The 13,608-nt window shown below is 46.6% G+C and carries 13 protein-coding genes; 5 read left to right on the top strand and 8 right to left on the bottom strand.

Annotation, left to right across the window (positions count from 1 at the left end; all coding sequences use genetic code 11):
• Positions 1–7: 7 nt before the first annotated feature.
• Both QTP81_RS01060 and QTP81_RS01055 read left to right on the top strand, forming a co-directional pair.
• Positions 8–652: an RNA polymerase sigma factor gene (locus tag QTP81_RS01060; protein ID WP_289363105.1), complete on the top strand. Its 645-nt coding sequence runs from the start codon at positions 8–10 to the stop codon at positions 650–652.
• A gap of 11 nt (positions 653–663) precedes the next feature.
• A complete protein-coding gene (locus tag QTP81_RS01055; protein WP_289363104.1) occupies positions 664–1,020 on the top strand; it encodes a DUF6768 family protein in 357 nt (118 codons plus the stop codon).
• A 59-nt stretch (positions 1,021–1,079) separates the two neighbouring features.
• Here the strand turns inward: QTP81_RS01055 and QTP81_RS01050 are convergent, their stop codons facing one another.
• The 3 genes from QTP81_RS01050 to QTP81_RS01040 form a co-directional block, all read right to left on the bottom strand.
• Positions 1,080–2,030 (bottom strand): glycoside hydrolase family 16 protein, encoded by a 951-nt coding sequence (locus QTP81_RS01050; protein ID WP_289363103.1) that lies wholly within the window; start codon positions 2,028–2,030, stop codon positions 1,080–1,082.
• 81 nt (positions 2,031–2,111) lie between these two features.
• The gene (locus QTP81_RS01045; RefSeq protein WP_289363102.1) at positions 2,112–3,143 is read right to left on the bottom strand and encodes a pyridoxamine 5'-phosphate oxidase family protein; all 1,032 of its coding nucleotides are present in this window, start codon (positions 3,141–3,143) and stop codon (positions 2,112–2,114) included.
• A gap of 4 nt (positions 3,144–3,147) precedes the next feature.
• Entirely contained in the window at positions 3,148–3,804 is a 657-nt protein-coding gene (locus tag QTP81_RS01040) for a glutathione S-transferase family protein (RefSeq protein ID WP_289363101.1), read from the bottom strand.
• Positions 3,805–3,940: 136 nt separating this feature from the next.
• On the opposite strand from QTP81_RS01040, the gene QTP81_RS01035 reads away from it, so the two are divergent.
• Positions 3,941–4,846, top strand: a complete 906-nt coding sequence (locus tag QTP81_RS01035; protein ID WP_289363100.1) for a LysR family transcriptional regulator — start codon at positions 3,941–3,943, stop codon at positions 4,844–4,846.
• On the opposite strand, the gene QTP81_RS01030 is transcribed toward QTP81_RS01035, so the two are convergent.
• Positions 4,833–5,747 (bottom strand): M14 family metallopeptidase, encoded by a 915-nt coding sequence (locus QTP81_RS01030; RefSeq protein WP_289363099.1) that lies wholly within the window; start codon positions 5,745–5,747, stop codon positions 4,833–4,835. The two genes, QTP81_RS01035 and QTP81_RS01030, sit on opposite strands and share 14 nt — an antisense overlap.
• A 142-nt stretch (positions 5,748–5,889) precedes the next feature.
• On the opposite strand from QTP81_RS01030, the gene QTP81_RS01025 reads away from it, so the two are divergent.
• Both QTP81_RS01025 and QTP81_RS01020 read left to right on the top strand, forming a co-directional pair.
• On the top strand, positions 5,890–6,435 hold the full coding sequence (locus QTP81_RS01025) for a DsrE family protein (protein ID WP_289363098.1): 546 nt from the start codon (positions 5,890–5,892) through the stop codon (positions 6,433–6,435).
• 15 nt (positions 6,436–6,450) lie between these two features.
• A complete protein-coding gene (locus tag QTP81_RS01020) occupies positions 6,451–7,323 on the top strand; it encodes an ATP-grasp domain-containing protein (RefSeq protein ID WP_289363097.1) in 873 nt (290 codons plus the stop codon).
• 3 nt (positions 7,324–7,326) lie between these two features.
• Here QTP81_RS01020 and QTP81_RS01015 read toward each other — a convergent pair whose 3' ends face one another.
• The 4 genes from QTP81_RS01015 to QTP81_RS01000 form a co-directional block, all read right to left on the bottom strand.
• Positions 7,327–8,121, bottom strand: a complete 795-nt coding sequence (locus QTP81_RS01015) for a PhzF family phenazine biosynthesis protein (RefSeq protein WP_289363096.1) — start codon at positions 8,119–8,121, stop codon at positions 7,327–7,329.
• Positions 8,122–8,221: 100 nt separating this feature from the next.
• The gene (locus QTP81_RS01010) at positions 8,222–9,763 is read right to left on the bottom strand and encodes a DUF3300 domain-containing protein (RefSeq protein ID WP_289363094.1); all 1,542 of its coding nucleotides are present in this window, start codon (positions 9,761–9,763) and stop codon (positions 8,222–8,224) included.
• Between the two features lie 244 nt (positions 9,764–10,007).
• Positions 10,008–10,622 (bottom strand): GTP cyclohydrolase II, encoded by a 615-nt coding sequence (gene ribA / locus QTP81_RS01005; protein WP_289363092.1) that lies wholly within the window; start codon positions 10,620–10,622, stop codon positions 10,008–10,010.
• A gap of 72 nt (positions 10,623–10,694) precedes the next feature.
• On the bottom strand, positions 10,695–13,595 hold the full coding sequence (locus tag QTP81_RS01000; protein WP_289363091.1) for an EAL domain-containing protein: 2,901 nt from the start codon (positions 13,593–13,595) through the stop codon (positions 10,695–10,697).
• Positions 13,596–13,608 lie beyond the last annotated feature (13 nt).

Here is a 13,608-nt window from a genome sequence, read left to right as displayed (position 1 = left end):
GCAATAAGTGCGAACCACTTTAATAATTGGTTCGTCTTTACACTGTCTTGGCGATGAAATTAATCTTAATGCCCACGGATATACTGGAACTACTAGTGCGCTTTTTATTGGCCCTATTGTTGATAATTTTAAACTCATGATCGAAGCCGAAATAGAAATCTTAGTATTGGAGCTACAAGCTGGGCGCCGAGCGGCCTTAGGTGAGTTGTATCAACACTTTCATGTAAGTATGCGCAAGTACGCGGTGTTGCGTGTAAGTGATGCCATGGTAGCCGAAGATTTGGTGCAGAATGTTTGGTTACAGGTTACTAAACGGGTGATGCGACTGAGGGATGTTTCACTGTTTAGAAGTTGGTTATTCAAAGCACTGCGCTGGGAAATTATTGATTGGCAGAGAAAGGCGAGTAAAGAACTGCCATCGTCGAGTGCGCCGGAAACAACCGTAAGTACCGACATCAATGATGCCTCTTATGTGTTACCGCTCTTGACCAAGCTCGCGGATGAAGAGCGGGAAATGGTAGAGCTGTACTATTTAAACGATATGTCGGTACGTGAAATTTCACTGATTGTTGATGTGCCAATGGGCACGGTTAAATCGCGTTTACACAGAGCTCGAGAGCAATTGAAACGGCATATCGAACAGACTGGATAGTGGAGACTGAAATGAAAAATGAACTCGATGATAAAATTTCCCAAACCCTGCAAGGTCAAGCCAAAGAACTCGATGCTCTAGTCGATGGCGGCTTGTTTGAGTACCTAAAACACGGCTTTGACAACAGTTTTGCTGGCGTGATGAAGTTGGGCTATGCAATTGCTATTGTGCTGTCGATAGTTATGTTTTGGTTGGGGTATAAGTTCTTCACCGTTGGGCCAGAAGAGCAGGTCTTTTGGGGCGTGCTACTGATCATGAGCCTTATTGCGCAAGTGGCAACTAAACTCTGGATCTTTATGCAAACCAATCGAAACATTCTATCGCGCGAATTGCGTATGTTGGAGCTGAGGTTGTTAGCCCAGAAGTAGCGATGAACATCTTCACCGTTTAGTCATCTCGGCCTGCGTCCGGATGACTAAAAGCTCTGTTACCTGCCACTCCAATGCTCAATCGGCTCTGCATCTAATTGGTAGTATCGAATCCAGTCATATTCGGTTTTCATTGGGTACTCGTTGAGGCGCTTATTACCGCCAAATACATCCTGAATCGAATCATTCGGGATCCAAAAGTTCATCATTAGATCGGCGAAGTTATCCGGGATTGGCGTTGGTTTCTTCTGCGGCTCAACACACTCGGGCTGACAATCAATATCAGTCTGCAATAAGGTTTTAGTTAATACGCCGTCCACATACCAAGAGATACGATCGGGTAACCACTCAATGGCAAACACACGCCATTCATCGACTGGGCCAACAACAATTTTATCCTCCCAAGCACCGTATTCACGAGTACGCCACCACTCCCAGGTATCGATACCGTAAATCAGATTGGCTTGAAATTTATCTGGGCGACCGCCTTCGAGCTCAACATCAATTTCTTCCCACTCACGGCGACCTTGATCATCGTGCTCTTTGACGTATGTGAACATTGACGAGATATAGCCAGAAGCGGTTTCCCGATTAGGTGCTTTCATGCGCGTTTCAATGCGGCCGTAGCGGATCCGCATATCAGGTCTGGTACGCATTTCGCCACATGAATACTGGTAATCGCCCTTTTGCTGCTGGTGGTCTTCCGAATAGCTTGGTGCGACGTATTCTTCGCGAATGGTCAGCGCTAAAATACCGTTATTGATTTGTACACCTTGGTCTTGAAAGCGGCATACCGATTCACCGCCAACGGCGCCATCGCCCTTCTTCCACACATCGGTGTTAAAGGTATCAAAACGGTCATCTAACACTAAAGTAAAACCGTCGTAATTGCCGGTGTAACCCGGGTAGGCGATTAGGTCATCGCTTGCTTGCTCGGTTTGCGCACAGCCTGCTGCAGTTAACACCGCCAACGACAAACCTAAGCCTGTTTTGATGAATTGTTGGGCCATAACGAGTACGCACTTTTTTGCTTTAACCAAAAAAAGGTAGCATAACCGCATGATAAGTCTCGTTTGTTGCGGCCAGATGGACTAATCGATCGTTGACTTAGCATAATCATACCCCGCCAAAAACAGCGCATGGAACGTATTCTCTGGCAGGAGTTTGGCTGCCAAGTCTTGCCAATCACCGGTCCCTACCAAAAACGGTGAAGTCTGTTCTAGCTTGGTTTCAATTGGCATTGCATCATACATAGCCACAACTCGCTCCACCTCCACTTCTACAAATCGTTCAGCCCCGGGGTATTCGGCTAATACCTCTTCATCCCATACGACGTTGGCTCGACCTTGGATAAAGTAGCCGTGGCCATTATCGAAATCAGGGAAGAACAAACCTACACGTGGGTCGCTAATAATGTTGCCAATGGTATTAAAGAATTTATTCCCGGAAAAATCGGGGAAGCGCAAACGCGTGACATTTTTGTCAGTCTCTACCTTAACAAAACCGGGGTTGCCTCCGCGATGGGAAGCATCTAATCCTGCACGAGGATCGCTACTCAATTCCTTGACTCGCGAAGCGATAAAAAACGTATCAGCATTGGCAATAAAGCCCTCAATGTTTTCACTTAGCGAGGGGCGTTGCTCAACGCGCGCCTGCTTAGGTGACGTTGATAGCTTTACTGTGCGTTGTTGAATGTATTTAGGGCAGTTACCAAAGCTCTGATCGACGGTGATGTGTATTTGTTTATCGCCCTGCTCGTGAATCGTGCCATTGACGCGATTGCGACGACGCGAAGGAAGCTCGATGCCGAGCATTCCAACTTTATGACCAGCGCTTAACTCGAGGTCAATAGCATCAGCAAGTAGCGGTTTACCATTGATCTGCAGTGATGCTTCATCAGGCACTGTAACAAAGCCCGGCTTACCAAATGCTGGTGTCAACCAGGGGTGCCCCTGGTTGTCTAAAACACTCAATAACACGAAGGGTAGCGAGGCATAAAACGTCTGATGCTGCTCGGGCATATGTGGGCGAATAAATTTGCGTACTTGTTTATACACGCGTTCTTCAATGCCTAATTTGCGTTGAATACGGCGCTCCGCTTCGTGAAATGGTGTGTCATACATAGTCTTAGCTCGCTTGTTTTAGTGCAGCCAATGGCGTTTTATGCATACCTTGGAATTGATCTAGGCTTTCAATTCGAAGTAGCCAGGCGCGAATATTAGGGTAGTCATGAAGTGATACACCGCCTTCGGGAGCGTGGGCCGTATAGCTATAGCAGGCGATGTCAGCAACATTGATTTGCTGACCCGTTAGATACGGCTGCGCGTTGAGTGTGCGCTCCATAATGGCAAACAACTGGTGCGCGCGTTGTTTGGCGAGTTCGTGATCAAGGCTTGCGCCGAATACGGTGACCAAGCGTGCTGCTGCAGGGCCAAACGCAATTTCACCAGCTGATACGGAAAACCAGCGTTGTACTGCGGCTTGCTTGACGGGTGTTTCTGGCCACCACTGATAAGCGTGCTGATAGCGAGTGGTTAGATAAACCAAAATGGCATTAGAGTCGCTGACAAAAGTACCGTTGTCATCAATAACCGGCACCTGACCGAAAGGGTTCATCTTAGTAAACGATTCCGACTTGTGTTCACCTTCTGCCATTTTTACGTCAATAGTCTGAAATGGTAATTCAAGCAAGCGCAGCATAAGTTCAACTTTATGGCTATGACCAGAGAGTGGGTTGCGATATAGCTTAATGGGTGCGCCATGCGCAGGGAAATGTACGTTCACAATGTAATCCTCATAAAGTTTTGGGTAAGTACAACGGGTACTGCAATGTTGATGTCATTCAGTGTATAGCTGTATTTATGATAAATAATTGGTAAAATTAGAAATTGATTATTGCTAAAAATGGAATAATAAGAGCGTGAACAAGCTAGAAGTAATGAAGATATTTCTCGCCGTTTGTGAGCAAGGCAGTTTTGTTGGTGCTAGCCGCGCGCTCAACATTTCTGCGCCAGTTGTAACTCGATCTATTGCACAGTTAGAGGACTACTTGCAGGTGCTGTTGTTTAACCGTACTACTCGTAGCATAGTACTTACCGAGGCAGGGCGTATTTATCAGCAAGAATCACAGCGGATTTTGGATGAGCTACAAAGTGCCGAAGATTTAGTCTCGGGTAGTTATGTGGAGCCGCAAGGACAATTGCGGATTTCTGCGCCGGTGATGTTTGGACAATTGCATTTAATGCCAATTATCTGTGCGTTCTTGGATGATTTTCCCAAAGTCAATGTGCAATTAAAGTTACAAGATCACGTGATTAACTTACTTGATGAGCATATTGATGTAGCGCTACGAATTGGGCATTTAAAAGATTCAGGCTTATATGCAATAAAAGTAGGTCAAGTTAGGCAAATAACCTGTTGTTCGCCAGCTTTTGCAGATGCTCATGGTGTACCCAATACACCAGAAGAGGTTTCTAATTTCACGACTATTACAACCAATACGCAAAGTGAAATGTCGACTTGGCGCTATTACAGCAATGGCAAAGAGCAAAATGTAAAGCTCAAATGTCGCTTTAAAGTCAGTGACAACAATGCCGCAGTACAAGCGGCAATTCGCGGTCAGGGACTGACTCAGCGTATGTCCTACCAAGTCAGCGATGGGATCCGCGCAGGTTCTCTTGTTAGATTGCTTAAAGACTTTGAAAATGAACCACTGCCCGTCAACCTGATCCACTTGGCGGGCCGCAAAGCGAACGCCCGTACCAAGCAGTTCATTGAATACGCAGCGGCAAAGTTACGCGATAATATCGCGCTTAACGCTGACTAAGTAAGTGGCCTAAACCTCCTTGTATCGCTGCGATTTGGGCATCGATACACTGCTGGGGTGTGGCCTTAGGGCTATCGGGATAAACTTCAGTGGTAGTGACATAAGGCGCATCAGTGAATCCACCGCACAAGAATAGTTTGCGCTTGTCGTAATGAATAACACCTTTTTGCTGAACATCAGCACCGATGATTTTCCCATGCTCATCGGCAGGCGCTATATGAGTAACATTCGCCACCGATGCAATTACAGCCGCTTGAAATTTGTCTTGTGGGCGATTGCTGTCGTCAACGGTGTAAAAGCCATCTGGAATATTCCAATTGTCATGCGTTGTGCCATCTCGATCGGCCAGCGCAGGCCTAAATTCAGTGTTATCCGTATCGGTTGTTTCGTGCAGGTCAAAATGCGCTAACAATTTCGCTGCTTGCTTAGCAACATAAGTCATTGCTTGCTCTGATTCAGGCGCGGGACTATTGGGGTAGAAAGAGCGATTGGGATCCAAAGCATAGGGGTTCCAACGATTTATGGTTTCATAACCCCATGGGCTGATACAGGGCAACACTATAAAGTTAAAATCGGCGAGATAAGCATTCGCACCGAATTGTAGAAAGCCAATTGCGCCTTGTACACCACTGGTCTCATAACCGTGTACACCGCCAGTAACCAAAATGGTGGGCTTATCAGACTGCCAGTTGCTTGATTTAGCCGCGTATAGAGGGTAGCGCGCCGTGTCGTAAGGTAGTGCACCATATTGTTCTAGCGTAAATCTAGCGTCAATATTGCGTAACTTGGCTACCACCTCATCAGCATACGAACGCTGCACACTCTGTTGCGCTAACCATTGAGCTTTTTCACTATCGCCCCAGGGTTTTCCGGGTGTACCAACCGGTTGTGTATAAGCCATTCTTTGTTCCTTAAAATTCATTCGCCTATAGCCTAGGCGCGATGGTCGCAATGATCAAACTCAACCCACTCAGTTGAGTAAAACTCCAGCAGAAAGATGAGTAGCGTGTTAATTTTGACAAAATTCTTTAAGGAAGCACGATATGCAACTTTCGCTGACTAAACTCTTCTTTTCACTTGGCGCTGTGATGCTTACATCATCGCTGCATGCTCAGTTGTCGGTTTTTGCCGATGGTCCGCTAATCACAGGGTTTGGTAAACACGGCCCGGTTGAAAAAGTGATGTTGCCAGAGGGCGCATCTTTTAAAGTGGCTTTTGATGTAGTTAAAGCAGCCGAGCCCGGCGAAGTTAACCGCCAATTTGATAGCTTGGCGCGGTTTATTAATATGCATGTCGCTAATGGCGTGAAGCCAGAAAATATAGAGTTAGCTCTGGTCGTGCACGGCAAGGCAAGTTTAGATTTACTCGATCATCCAACCTTTCAAAAAGCGTTTGAAATGGACAATCCCAATCGTCCCTTACTAGAAGCCTTGATGGCCAATCAGGTGCAAGTTATTCTGTGCGGTCAAAGCGCTACCGCATATGAGATTAATCGTTCTCAATTGATCGATGGCGTGCAAATGCATTTGTCGGCAATGACAGCACATGCCCTGTTGCAGCAACAGGGCTATACCGTTAATCCCTTTTGAGTATGAGGAACTAGTATGCCGAAGGTCGCGATATTAACGATGGATAGTCTGGAAGACTTCTTTGCCTACGACCACATGTTAGATGCGCCTATGCGCCAGGCTGGCTGGCAAACCGAGCACATTTCTTGGCGCGATACGACAGTCGATTGGGATCGTTTTGACGTCGTTATTGTACGCAGCCCTTGGGACTACCAGGATGATGCAGACGCATTTCTCACGTGTCTAAGCAATATTGAGCAATCCGAAGCAATATTAGAGAATCCTTATTCTTTAATGGAGTGGAACGTTGCCAAGACTTATTTGCGCGATCTGAATAAGCAAGGCGTTCCCATAGTACCAACCCTATGGTTTGAGCATTATGAGCACGATATGCTCGAGCGAGGATTGGCAAAATTCAAGGTTGATACGCTGATTGTAAAACCGGTGGTTAGTGCCAATGCAGATCACACTTATCGGATCCCCAGTGCACAAATTGACGACTATAAAGGTGCGTTACAAGATGTGTTTGCAGAGCGAGCGTTAATGATCCAGCCGTTTTTACCCAGTGTGTTGTCACCCGGTGAATTCAGCTTGTTCTACTTTGATCACCAGTACAGTCACGCAATTTTGAAAACACCTAAAACAGACGATTTTAGAGTTCAAGAAGAGCACGGTGGCCGTTTGGCTAGTGTGGAGCCAACGGCACAAATGTATGCGGTGGCTAAACAAACCCTTGCAGCATTACCGCAACGAGCCTTGTATGCGCGCGTCGATCTCATCGAAACAGACCAAGGATTGGCAGTGATGGAAGTAGAGCTTATTGAACCCTCACTCTATTTCAATATGGATGATAATTCGGCACAACGCTTTACCGATGTTTTTGTGCAGAAATACGCGCACATTAAATAACTATTAACGCGGTAGCGTTATCGTTCCGCTTAAATAATCTACTGCTGAACCGACCAGTATAACGCGAGGTGAATCATAGCCACATTGTACCTCGCCACCACGCGCCGAAAGTTGGCGAGCCATTAGTTCAGTTTTACCCAGTCTATCTGCCCAATAGGGGGTCAGTTGACAGTGGGCTGAACCGGTAACGGGATCTTCATTAACCCGAAGTTTCGGATAAAAGCAACGGCTGACAAAATCCACATTTTCGCCGGGGGCCGTGACGATCACGCCGCGATTGCCTAGAGATTGCATGGCTTGAAAATCAGGACGCAGTGCTCGCACTGCAGATTCACTTTCAAGTGGTATCAGATAATCTGCGCCGGTGTAGATGGGGCGCTTAGCTAATCCAAGCGCTTTGCAGACCGCACTAATCTCACTTGGCTCAGTTATCAACTGTGAACCGCAGGCCGGGAAATCAAGACTGTAGCCGTCGTCTTCACGACTAACCGTTAGCCGCCCGCTTTTGGTATCGAACTCCACAGACGGCTGCTGATAATTCAGATGTTTAAATATTACATGAGCAGCAGCGAGCGTGGCGTGTCCACACAGATCTACTTCGGCTTCTGGGGTAAACCAACGCAAATCAAAGGATTGTGCTTTAGCGACAAAAAAAGCCGTCTCTGACAAGTTATTTTCTTCGGCGATGGCTTGGAGCAAATCGTCAGATAACCATTCAGACAATGGGCAAACCGCCGCAGGGTTACCGCCAAACAATCTATGGGTAAAAGCATCGACTTGGAAAAGGTTTAACTGCATACGCATTCACTTTGACGAGTTCGTTGCACGTTAGCCTACCAGCTTGTTGAATTGACCCGAAGCAGAAAAACAAAAGCCGACAATATTGTCGGCTTTAAACTTAGTTTTTGTGGCCGCGACTGGTTTGTCGGGTAGAGCGACTTTGTTGCGGTCTGCTCTGCTGTGTGCGGCTGCGCTGAACTGTAGCTCTGGGAGCAGGTTGAACGGTTTGCCGCTGCACTTGTTGACGCTGTACTTGTGGGCGTTGAACCTGAACCTGTTGACGTTGAACAGTGCGCGGCTGTACTGCAGGTTGAGTCTGGCGCTGAACTTCACGCGGTGCAGTGCGCGTCTGCTGACGCTGCACTGGTTGAGGTTGGCGTGTTGTTCTTTGTACAGGTTGTGTGCGCTGGCGTGTTTCACGTACAACCGGCTGTGGTGTGCGTACGGTTCTTGACTGAGTGACTGCTCGTTCACGTTGCACGGTTGGCGACTGCACATCGCGTGGACGCGTTTGGGCTCTTTCACGAGTCACGGGCTCTGGAGTACGAACAGTTCTGGACCTTGTCACCTCTCGCTCGCGCTGCACAGTGCGCGGCTCGACTGCGCGCTGTTCAACTGCTCGCGGTTGTCTAACCGGCTGAGTCTGACGCGTGCGGGTAACAGTCCTATCGGTACTGACAGTCCGCTGCACTTGACGTGGTTGAGTACTATAACGCACTTTTGCGGCTGGCTGATATGCGCCATAGCGTTCTACATTCACCTGACGCGTACGAACAGCATGCACTGATTCATTGCGGCGATATTCGCGATGGCGAACAACTCGGTCGTGATAGCGCGCTCGACGGTGTTGTACATTGTGATTCCAGCGTTGGTATTCACGGGTATACACACGACGATAGTCACGGTGATAAGGGCGATGGTAGTAATTGTGATTAATCACTACATAGCGATGATGCCAATGGAAACCACCGAAGAAAAAGTGTGAGGCAATGTGAACACTTGGGCTCCAATAAAATCCTGCGCTGTAGTGATAATGACGCGGATATTCCCAGTAGTAAGGTGAGCGCACATGCCACCAATTACCGTACACAACTCGGGTGTCGTAGTATGGAACGTAAACTACGCGGTCTTTAACAGTTTCAATAACCACCACATCGTCTTCGCGCTCAACGCTGACATATTCACTATCAGATAACGAACCATTCTCATAAGCGTAATCACGCAACACCTGAATCCGTTCCAAGACCCATTCTTCATCTGCTAGTACGGCATCACCGAGATAATTTAACCAATCGATGTCTTCTGACATTTGCATTAACACGCGATCAAAGGGGGCAAGTGCTTTGACACTCATATCCCAATCGAATACTTCTACCCGATCACGAATTTCATCGGGCGACAATGAGGCATTATTTTCACGCCAGCGCGCAGCGCGAATAACATCCATCGGGTAGGTAGAAGCAATTAAAACGTGCGTTAATAGGGTATCCGGATACAAGGCGATAGGGGCTAATACGGTATCGAGATCTTCTTCAGTCAAAACTGTGCCTGTGTATGCTTGATCATCGCGTTCAGAGGCACTAGCAAATTGAATCGCTAAGCTAATGCTAACGATTAGTGCCAGTGCGTAAATGAACGCTATTTTATGTGCAGACTTCATGGTCTTCTCCTTCCAGTTTGAGAAATACAAACGTACTTCTGCAAGAGCTTACCTAGGTTTATAAGACTGCCTGGCTTAACCAAAGCTGAATGCTGATGGAATAACGCCCGTTTATTTAATCAAAGCTCACGACTGTTTCGACATTTTGTGTTCGCTTTTCGTTGTAAGTGATTGATGTCGAGGGTTTGTTTGGCAGATTATGAGGAAGGAGCGGCTACGCGACTAATGCATGTTAATGCAAAAACTATTTGAGCAAATGCGGGTCGAATAAATGACCAAGTTTTTCAGTTTTGGTTTTCAAATATCCCTTGTTTTGCTCGGTTAGGCCGTGATCTATGGGTTTGCGCTCAATAATGTTTACCCCTAAGTCTTCCAAGGCTTTGGCTTTACGTGGGTTGTTGGTCATCAGAATGACGTTTTTAACGTTTAATGTATCTAACATAAAGCCGCAAATAGAATACTCGCGAAGGTCTGCGTCAAAGCCTAAATGTAAATTAGCTTCAACAGTGTCCATTCCTGTATCTTGTAATTGGTAGGCTTTAATTTTGTTCAGCAAGCCGATACCACGACCTTCTTGGCGAAGGTATAGCAATACACCTTTGCCGTGCTCAACAATGTTCTGCAAGGCTCGCTCGAGTTGAAACCCGCAATCACAACGAGTACTGAACAATGAATCGCCGGTTAAACATTCAGAGTGAATCCGAATGGGAACCGCTTCATCTGCTTGCCAATCGCCGTAGGTTAATGCCACATGTTCTTGACCGCTTGCTTCAACAAAGCCATGAATACGAAACTCACCAAAGCGTGTAGGTAGCTTTGCGGCGCTTACGTATTCAAATTGGGGTGTATTGTCGGTCATGTTTCACTCATTCGCTGTCGCGGTGTTACTGCTAATCACCCTATTTAGGGCTTATTGCGATCTTTACAAGGGTTAAGCGTTAAAAGCTTTGAAGTCAACGAGAGGCGCGGGCATGGCAATGCCGTAACCTTGGGCATAATCTACCCCCATTTTCCCTAACTGTACGCGGATTTCGGCGTTTTCAACAAATTCAGCGACCGTCTCCATACCCATGGCTTTGGCCACGTCGTTGATTGATCGCACCATGGCCGAGTCAATCGGGTCGGTGATTAAATCTCTAACAAACGCACCGTCAATTTTAACATACTGCACTGGTAAGCGCTTTAAATACCCATAGGATGAAAATCCGCTACCAAAGTCGTCTAATGCGAATGTACAGCCTAACTGTCTGAATGTCTTAATAAATTCTAGGGTTTCGTCGAGTTTAATAATAGCCATGCCCTCTGTGATCTCAAAACAGATTTTCTTATATGGCACAGAGAATTTCTCGAAGGCATTGAGAACGAATAGTTTAAAGTCGCGGTCAGCGAGCGATTGACCACAAAGATTAATGTTGCACTTGTGCAGTATCTCCGCGTGCTCAGTATTGTTGCTAAGCCACTCAAAATAGTTGTGAATAACCCAGCGATCAACCTTAGCACCTAGCGAGTAGCGTTCAGCAGCAGGCAAAAAGGCCCCCGGCGGTACCAGCCCTTTGTCCTCGGTTTGCATCCGCACCAATATTTCATAGCGATGACCATCTGCCATTTCACGCAGTGGCTGATAATGCTGGTAATAGAGTTTAAAGTTGTTGTTATCAAGTGCTTCGTTTATATACGCCAACCAATTTAGTTCATTTTCGTAACGCCGTGTGCTTACGTCATCCGCAGAGTATCGATGAATCTGATTACGTCCTTGTTCCTTGGCGATGTAACACGCTGCGTCGGCCATACTCATCATTTGCTCGGGTGAATCGATTTTGTCGGTACGTTCCACCAAACCAATACTCAAGCCCAGTGAGAATACTTTATTTTCCCACATAAACCGAAAATCTGACACTGCATTAAGGAGTTTAGTGGCCAATATATAGGCTTCATCAGAGCTCGAATTCGTCATTAAAACACCAAATTCATCACCGCCGAGCCGAGATAATAAGCCTTTTTTACCCACTACTTCGTCAAGTAGGCGCGCCAATTGCTGAAGTAACGCATCGCCGGCTTTGTGCCCGCAGGTATCGTTTACAACTTTAAATTGATCAAGATCCATATACAAAAGAGCCATTGGACGCGAGGTATCATATTTCCCTCCTAGCTGAAGTTGCAAACGACGCTCAAACTCCCGTCGATTATTAACACCAGTTAGCGAGTCGTGGGTGGCTAGATACTCTAGACTGATATTTGATTGCTTGCGCTCGGTGACATCGAACACTGAGCCATACAAGAATGATTGATCTCCTTCCTGATGGAACTGACAGGACAATGAGAACCAAAACTCTGATCCGTCTTTACGCAATCCTCTAAACTCTCTTCCGAGCACAACTTTATTTGCTCGTAATTCGCCAATTAATACATCGCGATCGCTGGGGTTTACGTAAAAATCGTCAGTAGACCTTACACTACTGAGCATGTCGTCCTCATTTTCATAGCCGAACAGCTGCCACATAGCCGGGTTTACCGAAACTAACGTGCCTGCTGGGGTCGAGGTATATAAGCCTTCCGCGGAATTGCGAAATAACTGATAAAACTGTTTCAAGTCGTCGATCCGTTGCTCTTGTTGACTTTGCTGCACGCGGATCAAAGCTTTCTCATTTGACTCAATCGCTACTGCTAGGTTTAAGATGCCAAGCACAGACAAAAATATGATCACCAATGTTGCAAATTGGTCGATACTTTCTGCACTGGCATAGAAGTAAAGGTTAGTCCCGGCGGCTAGCGCTAAACACAGCCAGCCAAGGATGAATATTTGGCTGGGTTTGCTGCTGAAACGATGTCGGTAATGCACCGCCTTAAGACATTGAGTAAGCACACAAGCGATGGTAATTAAGACAATTGCTTGTGCCTGCAAACTGGGCTCAAGGAGCCCCCATACTGGAATGTAGCCCAGCGGTAAAACATGGCTGATTATCTGAATCAGACGCGGACTCTTTGTAAAAATGGAGCAACTGACCCGAGCCATAGTAAACATCAACAAAGTCATTAAGATGGCGGTGATTAATGATGCGAATTGGGTGATTCGGGTGAAATGGCTGACGAAACCCTGCATGTTTAATACGGTCAACATCAGGGTAAAACACGCAAGAGAAAACCAAAATCGCACAGGACTGCGCATTAACAAGTAAGTCACCAAAAAATAAAGGGTGAAAACCATTGATGAACCCACAAAGATCCCGAACAAAATATGCTTGTTTTGCTCGCTACTGATCCAGGCTTCAGCACTACTCAGTGAGATCGGCATCAACAATAGTCCAGGGTCGCGAATCCTAATGTATATGCTTACTTGCTGATTAGGTGCGACGTTGAACGGACTAACAAAGTGCCTATGGTCAACCTGTCTTGCCTGAAATGAACGGCTCACACCGGACAAATAGGAATGCACAATTCGCCCTAATTCGTCGATGATATACACATCAACAGTATCGAGATTTGAGTCCGCTACAGATAAATAAAAGCTTTGATTCGTTCCCAGATTATTGTGTACATCAGTTCGGATCCACAATGCCTCGTCGTTACCAAGGGGAGTCGTCTCCCACCGAGGCTGCCAACCGACTAAGGTTTGAATTTCACTCAATTGGCGGTTATTGGCATCGCGCAATGACTCGGAGTGGGAGATTAGATCAAATACAGTGTGCTGGTTACTCGCGTCAATATTGACAACTTGTGCAAATACGTTGGCGCTCATCATGACACAACAGATGATGCTCCATCGGCAAAGCCATTCGAATAATGGCTGATAATCATTCGCGTCAGTGCTAGACAATGCGACACGCTTACTCAAATCGTTGGATCCT

This window comes from Neoalteromonas arenosi, assembly GCF_030362855.1.
Lineage (GTDB): Bacteria > Pseudomonadota > Gammaproteobacteria > Enterobacterales > Alteromonadaceae > Alteromonas_E > Alteromonas_E arenosi.
Note: the sequence above shows the minus strand (reverse complement) of the source record. Positions and strands in the feature narration are given on the sequence as shown.